Annotated in this window: 13 protein-coding genes; 7 read left to right on the plus strand and 6 right to left on the minus strand. The window is 70.6% G+C overall.

Annotated features, from left to right (window positions below; genetic code table 11):
* Nucleotides 1-22: 22 nt before the first annotated feature.
* From ACFWWQ_RS05785 to ACFWWQ_RS05805, 5 genes are all read right to left on the minus strand, one after another.
* A complete protein-coding gene (locus ACFWWQ_RS05785; RefSeq protein WP_384590669.1) occupies nt 23-835 on the minus strand; it encodes an ABC transporter ATP-binding protein in 813 nt (270 codons plus the stop codon).
* On the minus strand, nt 832-1,890 hold the full coding sequence (locus ACFWWQ_RS05790; protein WP_384590672.1) for a FecCD family ABC transporter permease: 1,059 nt from the start codon (nt 1,888-1,890) through the stop codon (nt 832-834). Before ACFWWQ_RS05790 ends, ACFWWQ_RS05785 begins: the two co-directional genes overlap by 4 nt.
* Nucleotides 1,887-2,891: a FecCD family ABC transporter permease gene (locus ACFWWQ_RS05795; RefSeq protein WP_384590675.1), complete on the minus strand. Its 1,005-nt coding sequence runs from the start codon at nt 2,889-2,891 to the stop codon at nt 1,887-1,889. Before ACFWWQ_RS05795 ends, ACFWWQ_RS05790 begins: the two co-directional genes overlap by 4 nt.
* Nucleotides 2,892-3,086: 195 nt before the next feature.
* Nucleotides 3,087-5,045, minus strand: coding sequence for a potassium transporter TrkA (locus tag ACFWWQ_RS05800; RefSeq protein ID WP_384590678.1), 1,959 nt, complete (start codon nt 5,043-5,045; stop codon nt 3,087-3,089).
* Between the two features lie 294 nt (nt 5,046-5,339).
* Nucleotides 5,340-6,869 (minus strand): helix-turn-helix domain-containing protein, encoded by a 1,530-nt coding sequence (locus ACFWWQ_RS05805; protein WP_384590681.1) that lies wholly within the window; start codon nt 6,867-6,869, stop codon nt 5,340-5,342.
* Nucleotides 6,870-6,945: 76 nt separating this feature from the next.
* Between ACFWWQ_RS05805 and ACFWWQ_RS05810 the strand changes: the two genes are divergently transcribed.
* The 3 genes from ACFWWQ_RS05810 to acnA all read left to right on the plus strand — a co-directional run bounded on the left by ACFWWQ_RS05810 (nt 6,946) and on the right by acnA (nt 11,428).
* Entirely contained in the window at nt 6,946-7,932 is a 987-nt protein-coding gene (locus tag ACFWWQ_RS05810) for a DUF1648 domain-containing protein (protein ID WP_384590684.1), read from the plus strand.
* Complete coding sequence (locus ACFWWQ_RS05815; protein ID WP_384590687.1) at nt 7,933-8,292, plus strand: GntR family transcriptional regulator; 360 nt, start codon at nt 7,933-7,935, stop codon at nt 8,290-8,292. It begins immediately after the preceding gene.
* A 421-nt stretch (nt 8,293-8,713) separates the two neighbouring features.
* Nucleotides 8,714-11,428 (plus strand): aconitate hydratase AcnA, encoded by a 2,715-nt coding sequence (gene acnA, locus ACFWWQ_RS05820; protein WP_384590690.1) that lies wholly within the window; start codon nt 8,714-8,716, stop codon nt 11,426-11,428.
* Between the two features lie 90 nt (nt 11,429-11,518).
* Here the strand turns inward: acnA and ACFWWQ_RS05825 are convergent, their stop codons facing one another.
* Nucleotides 11,519-14,923, minus strand: coding sequence for a GH92 family glycosyl hydrolase (locus ACFWWQ_RS05825; RefSeq protein WP_384590693.1), 3,405 nt, complete (start codon nt 14,921-14,923; stop codon nt 11,519-11,521).
* 422 nt (nt 14,924-15,345) lie between these two features.
* Here ACFWWQ_RS05825 and ngcE point away from each other — a divergent pair, with 422 nt between their 5' ends.
* The 4 genes from ngcE to ACFWWQ_RS05845 all read left to right on the plus strand — a co-directional run bounded on the left by ngcE (nt 15,346) and on the right by ACFWWQ_RS05845 (nt 20,189).
* Nucleotides 15,346-16,785 carry an N-acetylglucosamine/diacetylchitobiose ABC transporter substrate-binding protein gene (gene ngcE, locus ACFWWQ_RS05830; RefSeq protein ID WP_384590696.1) on the plus strand — a complete coding sequence of 480 codons (1,440 nt, stop codon included), beginning with the start codon at nt 15,346-15,348 and terminating at the stop codon, nt 16,783-16,785.
* A gap of 58 nt (nt 16,786-16,843) precedes the next feature.
* Nucleotides 16,844-17,767, plus strand: a complete 924-nt coding sequence (locus tag ACFWWQ_RS05835) for a carbohydrate ABC transporter permease (RefSeq protein ID WP_384590699.1) — start codon at nt 16,844-16,846, stop codon at nt 17,765-17,767.
* Nucleotides 17,768-18,673, plus strand: coding sequence for a carbohydrate ABC transporter permease (locus ACFWWQ_RS05840; protein WP_384590702.1), 906 nt, complete (start codon nt 17,768-17,770; stop codon nt 18,671-18,673). It abuts the gene before it with no gap.
* Between the two features lie 316 nt (nt 18,674-18,989).
* The gene (locus ACFWWQ_RS05845) at nt 18,990-20,189 is read left to right on the plus strand and encodes an ROK family protein (RefSeq protein WP_384590705.1); all 1,200 of its coding nucleotides are present in this window, start codon (nt 18,990-18,992) and stop codon (nt 20,187-20,189) included.
* The last annotated feature ends 204 nt before the right edge of the window (nt 20,190-20,393 follow it).

The following is a 20,393-nucleotide window of genomic DNA, read 5'->3' on the forward strand; positions in this document are numbered from 1 at the left end:
GGGTACGGGCGGGGGTGGCGGTTCAGGCGGTCACGGCGCCGCGCCGGGCGGCCCGGCCCAGGGGGACGACCAGCGGGGTGCCGGTCTCCGGGTCGGGGATCACCCGGCACTCCACGCCGAACACCGACCGGACCAGCGCCGCGTCCAGCACGTCGGCGGGGGCGCCGGACGCGGCGAGGCGGCCGTCCTTGAGGACGACGAGATGGTCGGCGTAGCGGGCGGCCTGGCCGAGGTCGTGCAGCACCATCACCACGGTCCGCCCGGCCTCGGCGTGCAGTTCGGCGACGAGGTCGAGGACGTCGAGCTGATGGCGCAGGTCCAGGAAGGTGGTCGGCTCGTCGAGCAGCAGCAGATCGGTGTCCTGGGCGAGCGCCAGCGCGATCCAGGCGCGCTGGCGCTGCCCGCCGGAGAGCCGGTCCACGGACTGGTCGCGCAGGACGTCGGTGCCGGTGCGGGCCAGCGCCGCGTCCACCGCCGCCTGATCCGCCGCCGACCAGGGGCTGAGCAGCTTCTGATGCGGATAGCGGCCGAGCCGGACCAGCGCCTCGACGGTGATCGCCTCGGGCGTGACGGGCTGCTGCGGCAGCAGCCCCATGCGCAGCGCCAGCGCCTTCGCGGACATCCGGTGGATGTCGGCGCCGTCCAGGGTGACGGTCCCGGCGGCCGGGGCGAGCAGCCGGGTCAGACCGCGCAACAGGGTGGACTTCCCGCAGGCGTTGGGCCCGACGACGGCGGTGACGGCGCCGCCCGGCAGCTCCAGGTCGAGGCCGCCGACGACCAGCCGGTCGCCGTAGCGCAGATCGAGGCCGTGGGTGGCGAGCCGGTCGGCGGTCATCGGGTACTCCTGTGGACGGAACTGCTCTGACGGATCATCAACACCAGCAGCCAGGGCGCCCCCAGGGTGGCGGTGACCACCCCGACCGGCAGCCCGCTGACCGGCAGCAGGTACTGCGTCACCAGATCGGAGGCGAGCAGCAGAACGGCACCGGCCAGACCGGTGAGGGCGAGCGTCGCGACGGTCGGCGGCCCGGCCAGGAACCGCACCAGATGCGGCACGGCCAGCGCGACGAACGCCACCGGGCCGGTCAGCGCCGCCGCCAGCGACGCCAGCGCGATGGCGGTGACCAGGATCTGCAGCCGGGCGGCGGAGGTCCCGAGGCCCAGCGCACCGGCCGAGTCGTCGCCGAGGTCCAGCACGGCCAGCCGCCGGTGCTGCGCGAACGCCACGGCCAGCGCGAGGGCCACCGCGCCCCCGGCGGCGCCGACCTCGGCCCAGGTCCGGCCGTAGACCGAGCCGGTGGTCCACTGGAGCGCGGACCCGGCCAGCTCGGTGGGGAAGCGGACCACCATGAAGTTCACCGCCGCCGACAGGCCCGCCTGGACCGCGAGGCCCACCAGCACCAGCCGGGTCACCCCGGCGCCCGACCGCCAGGCGAACGCGCCCAGCAGCACGGCGGCCAGCAGTCCGCCGCCGAGCGCGGCGGGCGGGATCAGGGCCTGCGGCGCCCCGGCGGCCAGCATCGCGACCGCCCCGAAGGACGCCCCGCCCGTCACGCCCATCACGTCCGGCGAGGCCAGCGGGTTGCGGAACAGTCGCTGGAGCAGCGCCCCGGCCACCGCCAGACCGATCCCGGCGACGACCGCCGCGGCCATCCGCGGCGCCCGGAACTGCTGCACCACGACCACATCGGCGGGCTCGCCCAGACCGAGCAGCCCCTTGAGCGCCACCACCGGCCCCAGCGGGATCTCGCCGACCGCCACGGACGTGACGATCAGCGCGAGCAGCGCCACCGCGCCGAGGGCGAGAAGCAGCAGGGTGCGCCGCGGCCCGTGCACCCGCCGGGCCGCCGGGCGCTCCGGCGCCCGCGGAAGATCTCGTACGCCGGTCACCGCGCCGCCTTCCGGGCCAGCAGGGCGAGCAGCGGCGCGCCCAGGAAGGCGCTGACGATGCCGACCTGGAGTTCGGAGGGGCGGATCACCACGCGCCCGAGGATGTCCGCGGTGAGCAGCAGCAACGGCCCGGCGACCAGACAGCCGGGCACCAGCATCCGGTGGTCGGAGCCGAACAGCTGCCGCACCAGATGCGGCGCGGCCAGCCCGATGAAGGCGATCGGCCCGACGACGGCGACGGCGGAGCCCGCCAGCAGCACCACCGCGAGCCCGCCGGCCAGCCGGATCTTCGCCACCGGCACGCCCAGCGCCTGCGCGCTGTCGTCGCCCAGCGCCAGCGCGTTGAGCGCCGGGGCGATCGCCAACGCGACGACCAGGCCGATCACCAGCGTGGGCAGCACCGGCAGCAGCACCGACAGCGGACGCTCCGCGAGCGATCCGGCCAGCCAGAACCGCGCCTCGTCGAGCGTGCGGCGGCTCGCCAGCATCACCGTCGACGTCCAGGACAGCAGCACCAGTTGGAGCACGGTGCCACCCAGCGCGAGCCGTACGGGGTCGAGATCCCCGGCGCGCCGGGCCAGCGCCTGGGCGAAGAGCGCGGCGGCTGCGGCGCCCGCGAACGCGAACCAGACGTACTGGCCCGGCCGGGTCAGATGGAGCGCGTAGATGGCGGTGACGACGGCGAAGCCCGCACCGGCGTTGATGCCGAGGGTGGTGGGGGAGGCCAGCGGGTTGCGGGTGATGCCCTGGACGACGGCCCCGGCGACGCCGAGCGCCGCGCCGACCGCGAGCCCCACCAGGGTGCGCGGCAGCCGGAGTCCGGTGACCACCAGTGCGTCGGGGCCATGGGCGGTGCCGGTCAGGGCGTCCAGCACGGTGGACAGTGGTACGGAGCGGGTTCCGCAGGCGAGGCTGAGGGCGGCGCAGAGCGCCAGCGCGGCGAGCCCGGCGGCCGCCCATGGCAGGCGCCGCAGCAGCGCCGGAAGGGCCCGCGCGGACACAGAACGGTCCCCGGTAGCTGGGGGTTGGGTCGTCAACACGCGTCGTGACATTAGGTTAGGCAAACCTAAAGAAGCAAGTGGCGAGTCCGGGATCCGGTGAAACGTCCGCATCTGCCCCGCGCTCGCCCGGCTCCTCACGACGAACGGCCCCGCCCCCCAGGTGTGTTGGGGGACGGGGCCGCGCCGGGCGGGGGCTCAGTCCCGGGGCGCCTTCGCCCCGACGCCCTCCCGGTCCGGCTCCGTGCGGGCCGCGGGCACCTGCGCGGTCACCCGGCCGTTCTCGGCGAGCACCACGATCGCGTCGTCCGCGCGCAGCGAAAGCGGCGCGGTCTTGGGCGGGTTGAGGACGACGCCGTACCCGGGTGGGGTGTCGCTCTCGTCGGCGCGGCGGTAGCCGATGGCGGTCTCGCCGCGCTGCCGGGCCGCCTCGATGACGGTCGCGAAGTTGGCCGCGGTGTCCGGCGCGACGTAGCTGGCGGCGGGCTTCAGGTAGATCTCCGACCCCTCGGGGTCGAAGAGGTCGCTGAAGACGGCGTACAGATGCCGGTCCTCGACGAGCTGGGTCAGCAACAGGCTGATGATCTTGGTGCTGACGATGAAGTCGTCCGCCTTGGTGACCTGCGCGATCTCGCGGTTGGCGTCGCTGTTCATCTCCGTGACGATCGAGTACGGGGTGCCGGTGCGGGTGGCGATGTCCCGCAGGTGCAGCAGCGTCACCAGCGTGCGGTCGTCGGCCCGGCCGGAGTCGATGTCGTCGTCGGTCAGCACGATGATGTGGCGGTAGCGGTCCAGGCCCAGCGCCTCCAGCGACGGCCGGTGCGTCGGCTCGCAGCGCAGAAAGCCGACGGTGAGGTTGTCCAGACCCTCCCGGGGCAGGGCCGCGGGCTCACGGGGCGCCGCGATGTCGATCAGCGAACCGGGCTCCACCAGCCGGTCCAGCAACGTGATGATCTTCGCAGCGCGGGAGTTCCAGCCGATGACGAGCGTGTGATCGGGCTCCGGCTGCCCGCCGGTCCCCGAGGCCATCGCCTGCTCGACGATGTCCGGCGGGGTCTGCGCCCGCCGGATCAGCAGATCGTCCTCGGCGACCACCAGGATCTCGTCCCCCGCCGAAATCACCGCGTCCATCGCCGGGTTGACCTGCACCTCCCCGCTCTCCCGGCGCAGCCCGACGGGCACGCCGAGGTCGAACCCGTTGAGCACCTCCCCGTACGTGCCACCGGCCAGGGGCCCTGCGGGATAGGGATAGATCTCATTGCCCACAAAGCTGAGCAGTTCATTGAAGACGGCCGACAGACCGGACTGCCGGTGCGACTGCACGATCAGCCGTACGGCGATGTCGTCGGCGTCGATGACGAGAGCGGTCTCCCCGGCGGCGAGCCGGGCCGCCGCCAGGTTCGGCGAACTCTGCACCGCTGCCACGATGTTGGGCCGCTCGCCCTTCCAGGACCGGCTGTTGAGGAGCAGCAGCACCTTGATGACCTCGGTGTCGCTGTCGTCCCCGACGGGCGGCAGCACCATGACGGACTTGGCCGCGTCCAGGCTCACCAACTCCAGGTCCTGCCGCTGCAACGGGCTGCCGGAGCGGCAGATCACCCGCGTACGGCCGGTCTCCGGGATCCGGCGGCGGATCTCCTCCTCCATCTTGACCTTGTCCCGGTCGGCGAGGATCACCACACACGAACGCCGCTCGCTCTGATTGGCCTCCACCAGCTCCGCGAGCACCGTGAACACCTGCTCCGACCAGCCCAGCACCACGGTGTGCCCGCGCTCGACCAACCGCGACTTCCCGCGCCGCAGTTCCTCGATCCGGGCCTCAAGTCCCGTCGTCAGCACACCGATCAACGCGCTGACGATGAAGATCCCGCCGATCGTCACGATCAGCATCAGCCCGAGAAAGACCGGACCGCCGGTGTCCCCGCCCATCGTGCCGGGATCGAGCGTGCGCAGCACGCTCATCCAGACCACGCCGAGCCAGCCGCCGTTCTTCTCCGTGTCCTCGTTGGTGAAGAGCACCACCAACACGGTCACCGCGGCGATCAACAGCACCGAGGCAAGCCCCAACCAGCCGATCAGAGCGGGAGTACCCCGGTCCATCGTCCCGTCGAACCAGTACCGCAACCGGCCCCGCAGGTCCCGCATTTTTCTCGCCACCGAAAAATCTCCCTCACCGCGACCGGTTTCCCCCGCGCTCCGGTGCTGTCACCACTTTTCAAGATCAGTTAACCCTGGTCCCTTACGACACAAGGAACTTGAGGAGGCGATTGACCCGTTCGGGGGCTTTCGACGGAATCAAGCCAGGGGAGGGCGAACATGTTTCGGGACGGGTGACGCCCCCGCGTCCACGGGGTGACGGGACGCGGGGGCGCGGCGATATGCGCTGAGGGAGGGCCCGATGTGCTGAGGGGAGGGCCCGATGTGCGGAGGGAGGCCCTGGGACGGTGCCGGTCAGATATCCCGGAACGTCTCGATCTGCGCCCCGATCGAGTTGAGGCGTTCGGCCAGATCCTCGTAGCCGCGGTTGATGACGTAGACGTTGCGCAGGACGGACGTGCCCTCGGCGGCCATCATGGCGAGGAGGACGACGACGGCGGGGCGCAGTGCCGGAGGGCACATCATCTCGGCCGAGCGCCAGCGGGTGGAGCCGTCTACCAGGACGCGGTGCGGGTCGAGCAACTTCACCTGGGCGCCGAGGCGGTTGAGGTCGGTGAGGTAGATGGCGCGGTTGTCGTAGACCCAGTCGTGGATCAGGGTCTGGCCCTGTGCGGCGGCGGCGATGGCCGCGAAGAACGGGACGTTGTCGATGTTGAGGCCGGGGAACGGCATCGGGTGGATCTTGTCCAGCGGCGCCTGGAGCTTGGAGGGGCGGACCGTCAGGTCGATCAGCCGGGTGCGGCCGTTGTCGGCGGGGTACTCGGCGCTGCGTTCGTGGTCGAGGCCCATCTCCTCCAGGACCGCCAGTTCGATCTCCAGGAACTCCACCGGCACGCGCCGGATGGTGAGTTCGGACTCGGTGACGACGGCGGCGGCCAGCAGGCTCATCGCTTCGACCGGGTCCTCGGAGGGTGCGTAGTCGACGGTGCGGTCGATATGGGCGACGCCGTGCACGGTGAGCGTGGTGGTGCCGACGCCCTCGACCCGTACGCCCAACTCTTCCAAGAAGAAGCAGAGGTCCTGGACCATGTAGTTGGAGGAGGCGTTGCGGATGACGGTGGTGCCGTCGTGGCGGGCGGCGGCCAGCAGCGCGTTCTCGGTGACGGTGTCGCCGCGTTCGGTCAGGACGATCGCGCGGCGGGGGGTGACGGTGCGGTCGACCTCGGCGAGGTAGACGCCGTCGGTCGCGGTGATCTCCAGCCCGAAGTGGCGCAGCGCCGTCATGTGCGGGGTGACCGTACGGGTGCCGAGATCGCAACCGCCCGCGTACGGCAGCCGGAAGTGGTCCATGCGGTGCAGCAGCGGGCCGAGGAACATGATGACGCTGCGGGTGCGGCGGGCCGCCTCGGTGTCCATCGCGTCGAGGTTGAGTTCGGCGGGCGGCACGATCTCCAGGTCGTTGCCGTCGTTGATCCAGCGGGTGCGTACGCCGATGCTGCCCAGGACTTCGAGGATGCGGTAGACCTCCTCGATCCGGGCGACCCGGCGCAGGGTGGTGCGGCCCGCGTTGAGGAGTGAGGCGCAGAGCAGTGCGACGCAGGCGTTCTTGCTGGTCTTCACCGCGATGGAGCCGGAGAGCCGGCGTCCGCCGACCACGCGCAGGTGCATCGGTCCGGGAAAGCCGAGCGAGACGATTTCGCTGTCGAGGGCCTCGCCGATCCGGGCAATCATCTCAAGGCTGATGTTCTGGTTGCCGCGTTCGATGCGATTGACCGCGCTCTGGCTGGTGCCGAGGGCGTCGGCGAGCTGCGTCTGTGTCCACCCACGGTGCTGCCGGGCGTCACGAATCAGCCTGCCGATACGTTCGAGGTAGTCGTCTGCCATGACATGACCGTATCTCAGATATGAGATGTGGTCATCGCTAGTTGTTCTACTACTATGCGAATAACTGGAGGCTGACATGAAACCTGCCACTCCCTTCACACGTCCCCCGTCCGACACCCTGCGGGTCGCGATCGCCGCGTTCCCCTTCCTGGTCGCGGTCGCCGTCGTCGTCGGCGTCCACCACAAGACTGCCGACCGGTTGCCCGATCCGCTCGCCACCCATTTCGGTGCCGACGGCACCGCCGACGGCTTCACCTCGGCCCGCGGCTTCGTCACCGGAGTGGTCCTCGTGCTGCTCGCTCTCGGGGCCGGCGGCGCCGTCCTCGCCCGGGTCCGGCGGCTGGCCCCGGCCGCGCCCTGGGTGCTCGCCACGGGCTGGTTCCTGGCCGCCACCCTCGCCGTCCCGACATGCCTGACGTTGCTGGTCAACGTCGGTGCCGGGCAGGCGCGCGCGGCCCGGATGCCGCTGTGGCAGGTGCTCGTGGCGATCGCCGCCGGGCTGCTCGCGGGCGCCGTCGGGCTGTGGCTCGGGGGCCCGCGGCCGCGCCCGGAGCCGACGGGTCCGCAGGGCGCGCCGCGGCTGGCGCTCGCGGCGGGGGAGAGCGCCGGGTGGACCCGTACGACGGGCTCCCCGCTGCTCGCCGCCGTCGGCCTGGTCACCTGCTGCGCCGGGCTGTACCTCGCCTTCGTGGCAGGGCCGTTCGCCGGTGTCGCGCTGTGCGCCGCGGGCGTGCTGACGGGGGCGCTCGCCTCGGTGCGGGTGACCGTCGACCGGCGCGGGCTGGCGCTCGCGCCCGCGCTGCTGCCGTACGCTTTCCGCCGCATCCCCCTCGACCGGGTCACCGAGGCCACCTGCAGAAATGTCGACCCGTTCGCCGAGTTCGGCGGCTGGGGCTACCGCGTTCGCGCACACGGCAGCGGGCTGGTGCTCCGATCGGGTGAGGGGATCGCCCTGCGGCTGCGCGGCGGCCGCGAATTCGTGGTGACGGTCGACGACGCGGCGACCGCCGCCGCGCTGCTGAACACCCTGCTCGACCGCGCCCGTCCGGACCGAGGTGACTGAGTGCTGTTCCGGGTCGACCCCCGTTCCGCCGTGCCGCTCGGTGACCAGATCGCCGCCGCGGTCCGCGGCGCCATCGCCGACGGCTCGGTCCGCGCGGGCGAGCGCCTGCCCGCCGGGCGGGAGCTGGCCGCCTCGCTCGGCGTCAACGTCCACACCGTCCTCCGGGGCTACCAGCGCCTCAAGGAGGAGGGCCTGATCGAACTCCGCCGCGGCCGCGGCGCGGTGGTCACCGGCGCCGCGTCCCCGGCCCGCGCCCGCCTCGGCGAGGCCGCCGACCGCCTCATCGCCGAGGCCCGGCGGCTCGGTCTGACCGATGACGAGATCGTGGGCGTGGTGCGTCAGGGGCTGGCGACGCCCTGATCCGCCCGTACGGCGGCGGGGCGGCCGGGGTCAGGCCCCGGTCGTCCCGTCCACGGCCTCGCGCAGGGCGGCCCGAACCTACCGCCCGTACCGCGCCCCCGTCCCGCCGGCCGCGGTGGCGTGCGCGAACTCACCGGCTCCGTGCCCCGACCCGAACGGCCCCGTGTGCGCGCGGACGCCCGGCCCCGGGCCTGCGTTCGTGCTCGCGGCGGAACGCGCGATGCGGTATCGGGCCCGGCGGGGCATGACCAGACAGCGGCGATGTACTAGAGTTATCTCGACATCGAGATATCTGCCCCAAGGCGCGCCGCCGCCGCGCCAGTAAGGCACGCCTAACTAAGGCTCACCTTACCGGATCGGTGCGGACCTGCGACGGCAGGATGCGGTGGTACGCGCGAATTCATGCATGAAGGAGACTGTCGTGTCGGCGAACAGCTTCGACGCCCGCAGCACGCTGCAGGTGGGCGACGAGTCGTACGAGATCTTCCGGCTGGACAAGGTGGAGGGCTCCGCCCGTCTGCCCTACAGCCTGAAGGTGCTGCTGGAGAACCTGCTCCGCACCGAGGACGGCGCGAACATCACCGCCGACCACATCCGGGCGCTGGGCGGATGGGACTCCCAGGCCCAGCCCAGCCAGGAGATCCAGTTCACGCCGGCCCGCGTGATCATGCAGGACTTCACCGGCGTCCCCTGCGTCGTCGACCTCGCCACCATGCGTGAGGCCGTCAAGGAGCTCGGCGGCGACCCGGCGAAGATCAACCCGCTCGCCCCGGCCGAGCTGGTCATCGACCACTCCGTCATCGCCGACAAGTTCGGCACCAGCGACGCCTTCGCCCAGAACGTCGAGCTGGAGTACGGCCGCAACCGTGAGCGCTACCAGTTCCTGCGCTGGGGCCAGACCGCGTTCGACGAGTTCAAGGTCGTCCCCCCGGGCACCGGCATCGTCCACCAGGTCAACATCGAGAAGCTGGCCCGGACGGTCATGGTCCGGGGCGGCCAGGCGTACCCCGACACCCTGGTCGGCACCGACTCGCACACCACCATGGTCAACGGCCTCGGCGTCCTCGGCTGGGGCGTCGGCGGTATCGAGGCCGAGGCCGCGATGCTCGGCCAGCCCGTCTCGATGCTCATCCCGCGCGTCGTCGGCTTCAAGCTGACCGGTGAGCTGCCCGCCGGTACCACCGCCACCGACCTCGTGCTGACCATCACCGAGATGCTCCGCAAGCACGGTGTCGTCGGCAAGTTCGTCGAGTTCTACGGTGAGGGCGTCGCCGCCACCTCGCTCGCCAACCGCGCCACCATCGGCAACATGTCGCCGGAGTTCGGCTCCACCGCCGCGATCTTCCCGATCGACGACGAGACCCTGAACTACCTGCGTCTGACCGGCCGTGACGCCCAGCAGGTCGCGCTCGTCGAGGCGTACGCCAAGGAGCAGGGCCTCTGGCTCGACCCGGCCGCCGAGCCCGACTTCTCCGAGAAGCTGGAGCTGGACCTCTCGACGGTCGTCCCGTCGATCGCCGGTCCGAAGCGTCCGCAGGACCGCATCGTCCTCGCCAACGCCGCCGAGCAGTTCAAGAGCGACGTCCTCAACTACGTCGCCACCGCCGACGAGGCGGGCGAGGAGTCCTTCCCGGCCTCCGACGCCCCGGCCGCCACGAACGGCGTCCCGTCGAACCCGGTCACCGTCACCGCCCCCGACGGCTCGACCTACGAGATCGACCACGGCGCCGTCACCGTCGCCGCGATCACCTCCTGCACCAACACCTCGAACCCGTACGTGATGGTCGCCGCCGCGCTCGTTGCGAAGAAGGCCGTGGAGAAGGGCCTGACCCGCAAGCCGTGGGTCAAGACCACCCTCGCCCCGGGCTCGAAGGTCGTCACCGACTACTTCGACAAGGCCGGTCTGACGCCGTACCTCGACAAGGTCGGCTTCAACCTCGTCGGCTACGGCTGCACCACCTGCATCGGTAACTCCGGCCCGCTGCCGGAGGAGGTCTCCAAGGCCGTCAACGACCACGACCTCGCGGTCACCTCGGTCCTCTCCGGCAACCGGAACTTCGAGGGCCGGATCAACCCCGACGTCAAGATGAACTACCTGGCGTCCCCGCCGCTGGTCGTCGCGTACGCCCTGGCCGGTTCGATGAAGATCAACATCACCGAGGAGGCGCTCGGCACCGACCAGGACGGCAAGCCGGTCTTCCTCAAGGACATCTGGCCGTCCGAGGCCGAGGTCAACGACGTCGTGGCGAACGCCATCGGCGAGGACATGTTCAACAAGTCCTACGAGGACGTCTTCGCGGGCGACGCCCAGTGGCAGGCCCTGCCGATCCCGACCGGCAACACCTTCGAGTGGGACGGCGAGTCGACCTACGTCCGTAAGCCCCCGTACTTCGAGGGCATGGCGATGGAGCCGTCGGCGGTCCACGACATCGCGGGCGCCCGCGTGCTGGCCAAGCTGGGCGACTCGGTCACCACCGACCACATCTCGCCGGCCGGTGCCATCAAGGCCGACACCCCGGCCGGTAAGTACCTCACCGAGCACGGTGTGGAGCGCCGCGACTTCAACAGCTACGGCTCGCGCCGCGGCAACCACGAGATCATGATCCGTGGCACGTTCGCCAACATCCGCCTGCGCAACCAGATCGCGCCGGGCACCGAGGGCGGCTTCACCCGCGACTTCACCCAGGCGGACGCGCCGGTCTCGTTCATCTACGACGCGTCGCAGAACTACCAGGCCGCCGGTACCCCGCTGGTCATCCTGGCCGGCAAGGAGTACGGCTCCGGCTCCTCCCGCGACTGGGCCGCCAAGGGCACCGCGCTCCTCGGCGTCAAAGCCGTCATCGCCGAGTCGTACGAGCGCATCCACCGCTCGAACCTCATCGGCATGGGCGTCCTGCCGCTGCAGTTCCCCGAGGGCGCGTCCGCCGAGTCGCTGGGCCTGAACGGCGAGGAGACCTTCTCGGTCACCGGCGTCACCGCGCTGAACGACGGCACCACCCCGCGCACGGTCAAGGTCACCACCGGCTCCGGCGTGGAGTTCGACGCGGTCGTCCGCATCGACACCCCCGGCGAGGCGGACTACTACCGCAACGGCGGCATCCTGCAGTACGTCCTGCGGTCGCTGATCAACAGCTGACCTGGGACGAGCCGGCCGTCTGAGGGCCGGGACAGGTGAAGGGCCGCATCCCGCTCGATGAGGGGGTGCGGCCCTTCGGCGTGCCGTGCCTCAGGCCAGCAACTCCACCTCCGCCAACGTCCCGCCCCCCTCCGGCACCAGCCGGTAATGCCGGTACGCGGCCGGAGCGTGCACCGTGAACGCCCGCGTCTGCTGGTCCCAGCGGAAGGTCTCGCCGGTGCGGTGGTCGAGGCGTTGCCAGTGGTTGCCGTCCGCGGAGCCCTCCAGGGCCCAGCCCTTGGGGGCCTTGGCGTGGCCGGCGGAGGTGAGGGTGTACGAGGTGACCCGGGTGCTCCGCTTCAGGTCGACGCGGGTGGGGGTGAACGGCGCCGTGGTGGCGGAGGTGTTGTCGAAGAGCGGGCCGTCGGCCGGGTCGGTGACGTCCGCGGGCGGCGTGGGCACCCGGTCGTCGTGGGTGAGGGAGGACGGCGCGGCGTTCTTCCCGGTGCCCCAGGACGAGGGGCGGTCGCCCATCGTGAAGTCCAGGGTGGCGCCGCGGGCCAGCAGGGCGTGCGGCAGCGCGGTGGACGTCCAGGGCTTGCCGTTGACCCGCAGGCCCTGGACGTAGACGTTCCGGGCGCTGTTGCGCGGTGCCTTGACCACCAGGTCGTGGCCGTTCTCCAGATGCACGGTGGCCTTGGTGAACAGCGGGGAGCCCACCGCGTACTCGCCCTGGCCCATCACCAGCGGATAGAAGCCGAGGGCACCGAAGACGTACCACGCGGACATCTCGCCGTTGTCCTCGTCGCCCGGGTACCCCTGGCCGATGTCGCTGCCGACGTAGAGCCGCGACAGCACCTCGCGGACCTTCGCCTGCGTCTTCCAGGGCTGCCCGGCCGCGTCGTAGAGGTAGGCGATGTGGTGCGAGGGCTGGTTGCTGTGCCCGTACATGCCCATGCGGGTGTCGCGGGCCTCGGTCATCTCGTGGATGACGTCGCCGTAGGAACCGGCGAACTCCTTGGCCCCGGTCTCGGGCGTCGCGAAGTACGCGTCGAGCTTCTTCGCGAGCCCGGACCGGCCGCCGTAGAGGTTGGCCAGGCCCCGGGTGTCCTGCGGGGCGGGGAAGGCGTATGTCCAGGCGTTGGTCTCGGTGTAGTCGTGGCCCCAGACGCGCGGGTCGAACTTCTCCGGCGGCAACCGCCAGGAACCCTTCGCGTCGCGGCCCTGGAAGAAGCCGGCCTCGGTGTCGAAGAGGTGGACGTAGTTCCGGGCCCGGCCCAGGAAGTAGTCGGATTCCTCCTTGTAGCGGGCCTGATGGGTCCTGGCGTACAGCGCCTGTCCCATGCGGGCGATGCCGAAGTCGTTGAGATAGCCCTCCAGTGCCCAGGACAGGCCCTCGCGGGTGTCGGTCGAGGTGTAGCCGAGGAACGGCGAGGTGGTCATGCCCTTGCGGCCCACCCCGGACTGCGGCGGTGCCACGGTGGCGTTCTTCACCGCCGCCTCGTACGCGGCCTCCGCGTCGAAGCGCACGCCCTTGACGTACGCGTCGGCGAACGCCACGTCCGAGCTGGTCCCCGTCATCAGGTCCGCATAGCCGGGCGATGACCACCGCGAGGTCCAGCCGCCGTCCTTGTACTGCTGGACGAAGCCGTCGACCAGCTTTCCGGCCCGGCCGGGGGTGAGCAGCGCGTAGGCGGGCCAGGCGGTGCGGTAGGTGTCCCAGAAGCCGTTGTTGACATGGACCGCGCCGTCGACGATCTTCGCGCCGGTGCGGGTCGGGGTGGACTCGCCGACCGGCGGGGAGAACGGGCTGGCGTAGCGGGTGCGCGAACCGACCTGCTCCGCACCGGAGTTGGGGTAGAGGTAGAGCCGGTAGAGGTTGGAGTAGAGGGTGGTCAGCTGGTCGCCGGTCGCGCCCTCGACCTCGACGCGGCCCAGCAGGCCGTCCCACTGCGCCTGGGCGCGGCGCTCGGTGGTGGCGAACGGCGTCCCGGCGGGGATCTCCCGGTCGAGGTTGGCCTTCGCCTGGGCGGTGCCGATCAGGGAGGTGGCGAGCCGCAGTGTCACCGTCCGGTCCTTGCCGGGAGCGAAGCGCAGATAGCCGGTGACGTCCTTGCCGCCGCCCCCGTCGAGCCGTCCGCCCTTGATGACGGGCGCGTCGAAGGTGCCGTGGACGAAGAGGCGGGTGGCGCCGGTGGACAGGCCGCTCTTGACGTCGGAGTAGCCGCTGACGGTTCCGTGCTTCATGTCGAGCGTGAGGCCGCCCTTGTTGTTGACGTTGTCGAAGATCAGGCTCGCGTCGTCGCCGGGGAAGGTGAAGCGCATCTGGGCGGCGTGGTCGGTGGGGGCGATCTCCGCCTTGAGGCCGTTGTCGAACGTCACGCCGTAGTAGTGCGGCCGGGCCGTCTCGTTCTCGTGGTGGAACGGCAGCGCGCGGGCGGTGCGCGAGGCGTCCGGCGTGCCCGCCGCGGTGGACGGCATGACCTGGAACGTCTGCCGGTCGCCCATCCAGGGGCTGGGCTCATGGCTGGCGGCGAACGCCTGGAGGGTGGGGAGGTTGTCGGCGTTGTTCCTGCGGGCGTACTCGTAGAGCCAGCTCGTCGAGCCCGCGTCGGTCACCGGCGTCCAGAAAGTGAAGCCGTTCGGAACGGCGGTCGCCGGGAAGGTGTTGCCGCGCGAGAAGCTGCCGCTGGAGAGGGTGCCACGGGTGGTCCGGACGTAGTCCGAGAGATGCGCGCGCGGCTTCTCGGGGGCCCTCCGGCCGAGGGTGAGATCGTCGATCCAGCCGCGGAACGCCGGGGCCTTGCGCGGTGCGCGCGGCGCGTCGTACGCGACGAGGATCCGGTCGACGGTCTTCCCGGCGGCCACCGCGCCGATGCGGGCGGTGCGCGCGTTCCACTGGTTGACGTAGAGCATCCGGGCATCGGCCTGGCCGCGCGGCGTCAGGGGCGCCCCGTACTGGTCGGTGGCGCCCAGATCGCTGAGGTAGGTGCCGTCGGTGAAGGCCAGATCCACCGCGGCATGGGTGGCGGGGTAGTCCGGATCGGCCGTGGCCATCTCCGGGAAGATCTTGTACGAGAGCGTGGTGTCCGCGGTGACGGGCGTGTGGACGGCGAAGACCTTGTTGTACGCGTAGCCGCGGCCGGACGCGGTGTGGGTACCGGCGTACTCCAGGGCGTGACGGCCGGAGAACCCGGCGCCGTTCTTGGACGTCGGGGTGGCCTCGGGCCCGGTGCCGGTGCGGGTGATCATGCCCGGGGCGGCGGGGCCGGACGGCGGGGTGACCCCGTCCGTTCTGGGGTGGCCGTCGGGGTCCTGGTCGGCGGTGTCGGTCCAGTCGGGCGCCGGTTGCCCCGGTTCGAAGGAGGAGCTGAACCCCCCTGCTGCGGACGGCCGTTGGGGTGGCGTGGCCTGGGCCGCCGGGCCGAAGGCGGTGACGGTGAGCAGCGCGGCCGCCACCAGCGCGGTGGGGCGGGCGAGCGTTCGTAGCGGGTGGTGCCGGTGTCCGATCCGCACGCGAGCCTCTCGACGGGGTTGACATCGTTGTCAGTTGGAGTGTGCAGAGATCAAGTAAGGAGGGCGGTTCGGTGGGTGTCAAGGGTGAGGGAGGCGGCGTACGGGCCGGAGTGCGCGCCGTGGTGCGGAACGGTGCGGGCCGGGGTGCGCTCATCCGGTCGGAGCAGGTCTCAACTCGGGAAAGAGAGTGAGGAACAGCGCATTCGATCTTGCCCCGTCACCCGAAAGTGGACTATACCTGTCGGCGTCCGAACGGTCCGTCAGTGACCGTGGATCCGGGGGGAAATGCGGATGGCCGAATGCGTCCGCGGTTCCCTGGCACGCCCGGAGCACATCCCGTACCACTCAGCTCCATCTGACGACCTGCGGTGCCGGGGAATGTCGTGCACCGCCTGAGTCCTGAAGAAGGCGAGGACTTGAGCATGGGATCCACCTCGGAATTCAACCGGCGCGATCTGGTCAAGCGGGCAGCGGCCATGGGAATCGTCGCGCTCCCCGCCATGAGTTTCCTTTCCGCCTGCGCCAGCTCCGGCGGTGGCGGCGGCGACAAGGCGGCTAAGGGCATCAAGTCGGCGAAGAATCCGCTCGCCGTCAACGACAGCGCCGGTCTGGATGTCGTCATCTTCGACGGCGGCTTCGGCGACGCCTACGCCAAGAACGCGCTGGCGGAATACGCCAAGGCATTTCCGAAGGCCGCCGGAAAGGCCAAGCTGACCTCCACGCAGAAGATCCAGTCGACACTTCAGCCGCGTTTCAACGGCGGTAACCCGCCGGACCTCGTCGACAACTCCGGCGCCGAACAGATGGATTTCGGCACCCTCGTCAGCAAGGACCAGCTGACCGATCTCAATGCCCTCCTCGACGCCCCGTCGATCGACGACCCGGCCAAGAAGGTGCGCGAGACCCTGCGTCTCGGTGTCGTCGAAATGGGGCAGTTTGGCGGCAAGGAGACCTGGATTCTCTACTACGCGTACACCGTCTACGGCGTGTGGTATTCGAGAGGGAATCTCGCGAAACTCGACGCGGAATACCCCGAGACCTGGGACGATATGCTCGCGCTCTGCGCGAAGGCCAAGAAGCGGGGCATAGCCGGGTGGACCTACCCGGGTAAGTACCCGTACTACTTCCCGTTCTCCCTCTACCCGTTCATCGGCAAGATCGGTGGCCCGGAGGTACTGCGGCGGATCGACAACCTGGAGCCGAACGCCTGGCACGACCCGGCGGTCAGGGCCGCGTTCGAGGCGTACTACGAGCTGTACCGCAAGGGCTACATCCTCAAGGGCTCGCCCGGTCTCGACCACCTCCAGTCGCAGAACGCCTGGGCCGAGGGGAAGGCGTTGTTCATCCCCAACGGCTCCTGGGTGGAGAACGAATCCGCCAAGCAGATCGCCCAGGACCCGCACTTCCAGCTCGCGGTCGGCGCCCCGTCCAGCCTCTCCGCCGCGGACAAGATGCCCTACGGCACCCTCTGGGCGTCCGGCGGCGAGCCGTACATCGTCCCGAAGCAGGCGCACAACGCCGAGGGCGGTATGGAACTGCTGCGCGTCATGCTCGGCAAAAAGGCGGCGCAGAACTTCATCAGGCAGGTCTCCTCGCTGACCTCGCTCGACGGCGGAACGGACGGCGTCGAGCTGCCGCCGGGACTCGCCTCCGCGCAGGCCGTGCTGGAAAAGGCCGGAAAGAACGTCCTCAATCCCCGGCTCCAGGACTGGTATGTCGCGTTGCAGAAGGAAAAGATCGGCGTCGGTGCCATCGGCGAGATGATGGCCGGCCGGATGAGGCCCGACGAGGCGATCAAGAAGATCCAGAAGTACGCGGATGACACCCGCGCGGACTCCAGCGTCACCAAGTACAAGCGCTGACCCATGAGGGGAACGAGAAACCGGCACCATCCGCAGCGCAAGAACGGGACCGGCAGTCATGCAGCACGGTAAATACCGTTTCATCGCGGGATTCCTGATCATTCCGCTGGCGATTTACGCGGTCTTCGTGATCTCGCCCTTCGTGCAGGCCATCTACTACTCCCTCACGGACTGGACGGGCCTGAGCCCGGACCTGCGGATGGTCGGCTTCGACAACTACGTACGCCTCTTGAAGGACTCCGTGTTCTGGGCGGCGGTGGGAAACAGCGTGACGCTGTTGCTGCTGCTCCCGGTCGTCACGCTCAGCCTCGGGCTGTTCTTCGCGTTCATGCTCAACGTCGGTGGCCGCCGCCGGAAGAAGGCGGTCATCGGCGGCGTGCGCGGATCCGGCGCCTACAAGATCATTTACTTCTTCCCGCAGGTGCTGTCCGTCCCGATCGTCGCACTGCTCTTCCAGTTCGCGTACAACCCGGAAAGCGGCGCCCTGAACGCCTTTCTCGGCGCCCTCGGCCTCGACGGGGTGCAGCCGAACTGGCTGGGCGATCCGCAGCTCGCGCTGTGGTGCGTCATGGGCGCGATGGTGTGGGCCAATGTCGGCTTCTATGTCGTGCTGTTCTCGGCCGGGATGAGTTCGATTCCCAAGGACTTCTACGAGGCCGCGCTGCTGGACGGCGCGAACCGCGTGAACACGTTCTTCCGGATCACCCTGCCGCTGCTGTGGGACACCGTGCAGACCGGCTGGATCTACATGGGAATTCTCGCCCTGGACGTCTCCGCCTTCGCCTTCGTGCAGATCATGAGCGTCGGCCCGGGCGGCCCCGACTACTCGACCGAGGTCCTGCCGCTCTACGTCTATCAGCGGACCTTCCGCGACGGTCAGGCCGGGTACGCGACCGCCATCGGCGTCTCCCTGCTGATCGTCACCCTCGTCTTCTCGGCCGTCGTGATGCGGCTGGGGCGACGCGAGCGACTGGAGTTCTGAATGGGTACGCAGACCGAACCCGCCGCCCGCCGCGCCGCGCCGAAGGACGGGCCGGGCCGCGCGGGGCGCCGCGGCGGCGAGGGCGGCGTGCTGAACGTCTTCTCCCACGGTGTCCTGGTGATCTGGGGCCTGCTGGTCACCATGCCGCTGCTGTGGGCGGTGGTCTCCTCCTTCAAGGACGACGCGGAGATCTTCGGCTCGCCCTGGAGCCTGCCGTCCGTGCTGCACCCCGACAACTGGGTGCGCGCCTGGGAGAAGGCGAACATGGGCGAGTACTTCTTCAACTCGCTGATCGTGGTGGGCGGTTCGCTGATCGGCACGATGGTGCTCGGCTCGATGGCGGCCTATGTGCTGGCCCGCTTCGACTTCCCCGGCAACCGCGTCATCTACTTCCTCTTCGTCGGCGGCATGGGCTTCCCGGTCATCCTGGCGCTGGTGCCGCTCTTCTTCGTCATGAAGAACATGGCGCTGCTGGACACGTACCACGGGCTGATATGCGTCTACATCGCGTACTCGCTGCCGTTCACCGTCTTCTTCCTCAGCGGGTTCTTCAAGACGCTGCCGACCTCCGTGGCGGAGGCGGCGCTCATCGACGGCGCCTCCCACACCCGCACGTTCTTCCAGGTCATGCTGCCGATGGCGAAGCCGGGTCTGATCAGCGTCGGGATCTTCAACTTCCTGGGGCAGTGGAACCAGTACCTGCTGCCGACGGTGCTCAACGTCGGTGATCCGCACAAGAAGATGCTCACCCAGGGGTTGGTGGCGCTCGCGGTCAGCCAGGGGTACAAGGGCGACTGGTCGGGGCTCTTCGCCGGGCTGACCATCGCGATGCTGCCGGTGCTCGCCGCGTACATCATCTTCCAGCGGCAGGTGGTCGCCGGTCTCACCGCCGGCGCGCTCAAGTAGCCGCCCGGGCTCCGAAGGTCCCGCGCCGCCTCCACGGGACGCGGGGCCTTCGCGTGTCACGCGGGTGCCCCGGGGGGCCCGTCCGCTCCGGCGCGGGCACCCGTCCGCCGCGGTGCACCGACCGCGCCGGCGCGCCCGTCCCGCCCCTGAGGGCTGTCCCGTCATCCCTCGTGGCCGCGGTCGAGGACTTGACGGGAGGTGATCCGTACGGCTCAGCTTAGATTCACATGTTGGAGACAAGCCGGGCCCCGCTGGTGTGGTCCGGCCCGGCGGGCGGTCGTCGTGCCGCACGCCTCAGGCGGGAGTGGATGAGCCGATGGAGACTCCGGGGTCGCAGTCCTCGCTGCACCGGGCCAATCTGGAGCGGGTCGTGCGCGCGGTGCGCATGGCGGGCTCGCTCACCCAGGCGGAGATCGCCCGGAGCACGGGGCTGTCCGCGGCCACCGTCTCGAATATCGTTCGTGAGTTGAAGGACGGCGGCACCGTGGAGGTGACGCCCACCTCCGCCGGGGGCCGCCGGGCCCGCAGCGTGTCCCTCTCCGGCGACGCGGGCATCGTCGTCGGCATCGATTTCGGCCACTCCCATCTGCGGGTCGCGGTCGGCAACCTCGCCCACCAGGTGCTCGCCGAGGACGCCGAGCCGATCGACGTGGACGCCTCCGCCGCCGAGGGCCTCGGCCGCGCCGAACGGCTGGTCGCCAGGCTCGTCGAGGCGACCGGCATCGCCCCCGACAAGGTCATCGGCGTCGGTCTCGGCGTGCCCGGCCCCATCGACGTCGAATCGGGCACCCTCGGCTCCACCGCGATCCTGCCGGGCTGGACGGGCACCAACCCGGGCGCGGAGCTGTCCGGGCGCCTCGGCGTCCCCGTCCACGTCGACAACGACGCCAACCTCGGCGCCCTGGGCGAGCTGGTGTGGGGCAGCGGACGGGGCGCCGCCGACCTGGCGTACATCAAGGTCGCCAGCGGGGTCGGCGCCGGGCTGGTCATCGGCGGGCGGATCTACCGCGGCCCGGGCGGCACGGCGGGCGAGATCGGCCACATCACGCTGGACGAGTCCGGGCCGGTCTGCCGCTGCGGCAACCGTGGCTGCCTGGAGACGTTCACCGCGGCCCGCTACGTCCTGCCGCTGCTCCAGCCCAGCCACGGCCCGGACCTGACGATGGCGCGCGTGGTGGAGCTGGCCCGCGAGGGCGACCCCGGGTGCCGCCGGGTCATCGCGGACGTGGGCCGTCATGTCGGCAGCGGCGTCGCCAACCTCTGCAATCTGCTCAACCCGAGCCGGGTGGTGCTCGGCGGCGATCTCGCGGAGGCGGGGGAGCTGGTGCTCGGGCCGATCCGCGAGTCGGTGTCGCGGTACGCGATCCCCAGCGCGGCGCGGCAGTTGGGCGTGGTGCCCGGCATGCTGGGCGGCCGCGCCGAGGTGCTCGGGGCGCTCGCGCTGGTGCTCAGCGAGATGGGCGACGCCACCCTGCTGGACGGCGCGCAGGCCGCCCACGGCGCCGCGTCCGCCTGAGAACCCCCGGCGTACGCACGGTGGCTGACGTGCGGCTGACTTCAGGCACCTAACGTATGGCACCGTTGTCATCTCGTTAAGGATTTACTCCTTGACGGCGGGCGGGGGGGGCGCGTTTTAGTCGCCCCCCCCCCCCCCCCCCGGGCCCGCGCCGGGCGGGTGGGGGACGTCCATAAAAAATTTGAGCGCGCGGGCCCCCGAGAC

The organism is Streptomyces sp. NPDC059080 (assembly GCF_042739975.1).
Lineage (GTDB): Bacteria > Actinomycetota > Actinomycetes > Streptomycetales > Streptomycetaceae > Streptomyces > Streptomyces benahoarensis.

What these genes read in the sequence shown, in the direction of transcription:
- ACFWWQ_RS05785 (WP_384590669.1), bottom strand. Translation starts at nt 835, where the DNA reads ATGACCGCCGACCGGCTCGCCACCCACGGCCTCGATCTGCGCTACGGC.
- ACFWWQ_RS05805 (WP_384590681.1), bottom strand. Translation starts at nt 6,869, where the DNA reads ATGGCAGACGACTACCTCGAACGTATCGGCAGGCTGATTCGTGACGCC.
- ACFWWQ_RS05810 (WP_384590684.1), top strand. Translation starts at nt 6,946, where the DNA reads ATGAAACCTGCCACTCCCTTCACACGTCCCCCGTCCGACACCCTGCGG.
- ngcE (WP_384590696.1), top strand. Translation starts at nt 15,346, where the DNA reads ATGGGATCCACCTCGGAATTCAACCGGCGCGATCTGGTCAAGCGGGCA.
- ACFWWQ_RS05835 (WP_384590699.1), top strand. Translation starts at nt 16,844, where the DNA reads ATGCAGCACGGTAAATACCGTTTCATCGCGGGATTCCTGATCATTCCG.
- ACFWWQ_RS05840 (WP_384590702.1), top strand. Translation starts at nt 17,768, where the DNA reads ATGGGTACGCAGACCGAACCCGCCGCCCGCCGCGCCGCGCCGAAGGAC.
- ACFWWQ_RS05845 (WP_384590705.1), top strand. Translation starts at nt 18,990, where the DNA reads ATGGAGACTCCGGGGTCGCAGTCCTCGCTGCACCGGGCCAATCTGGAG.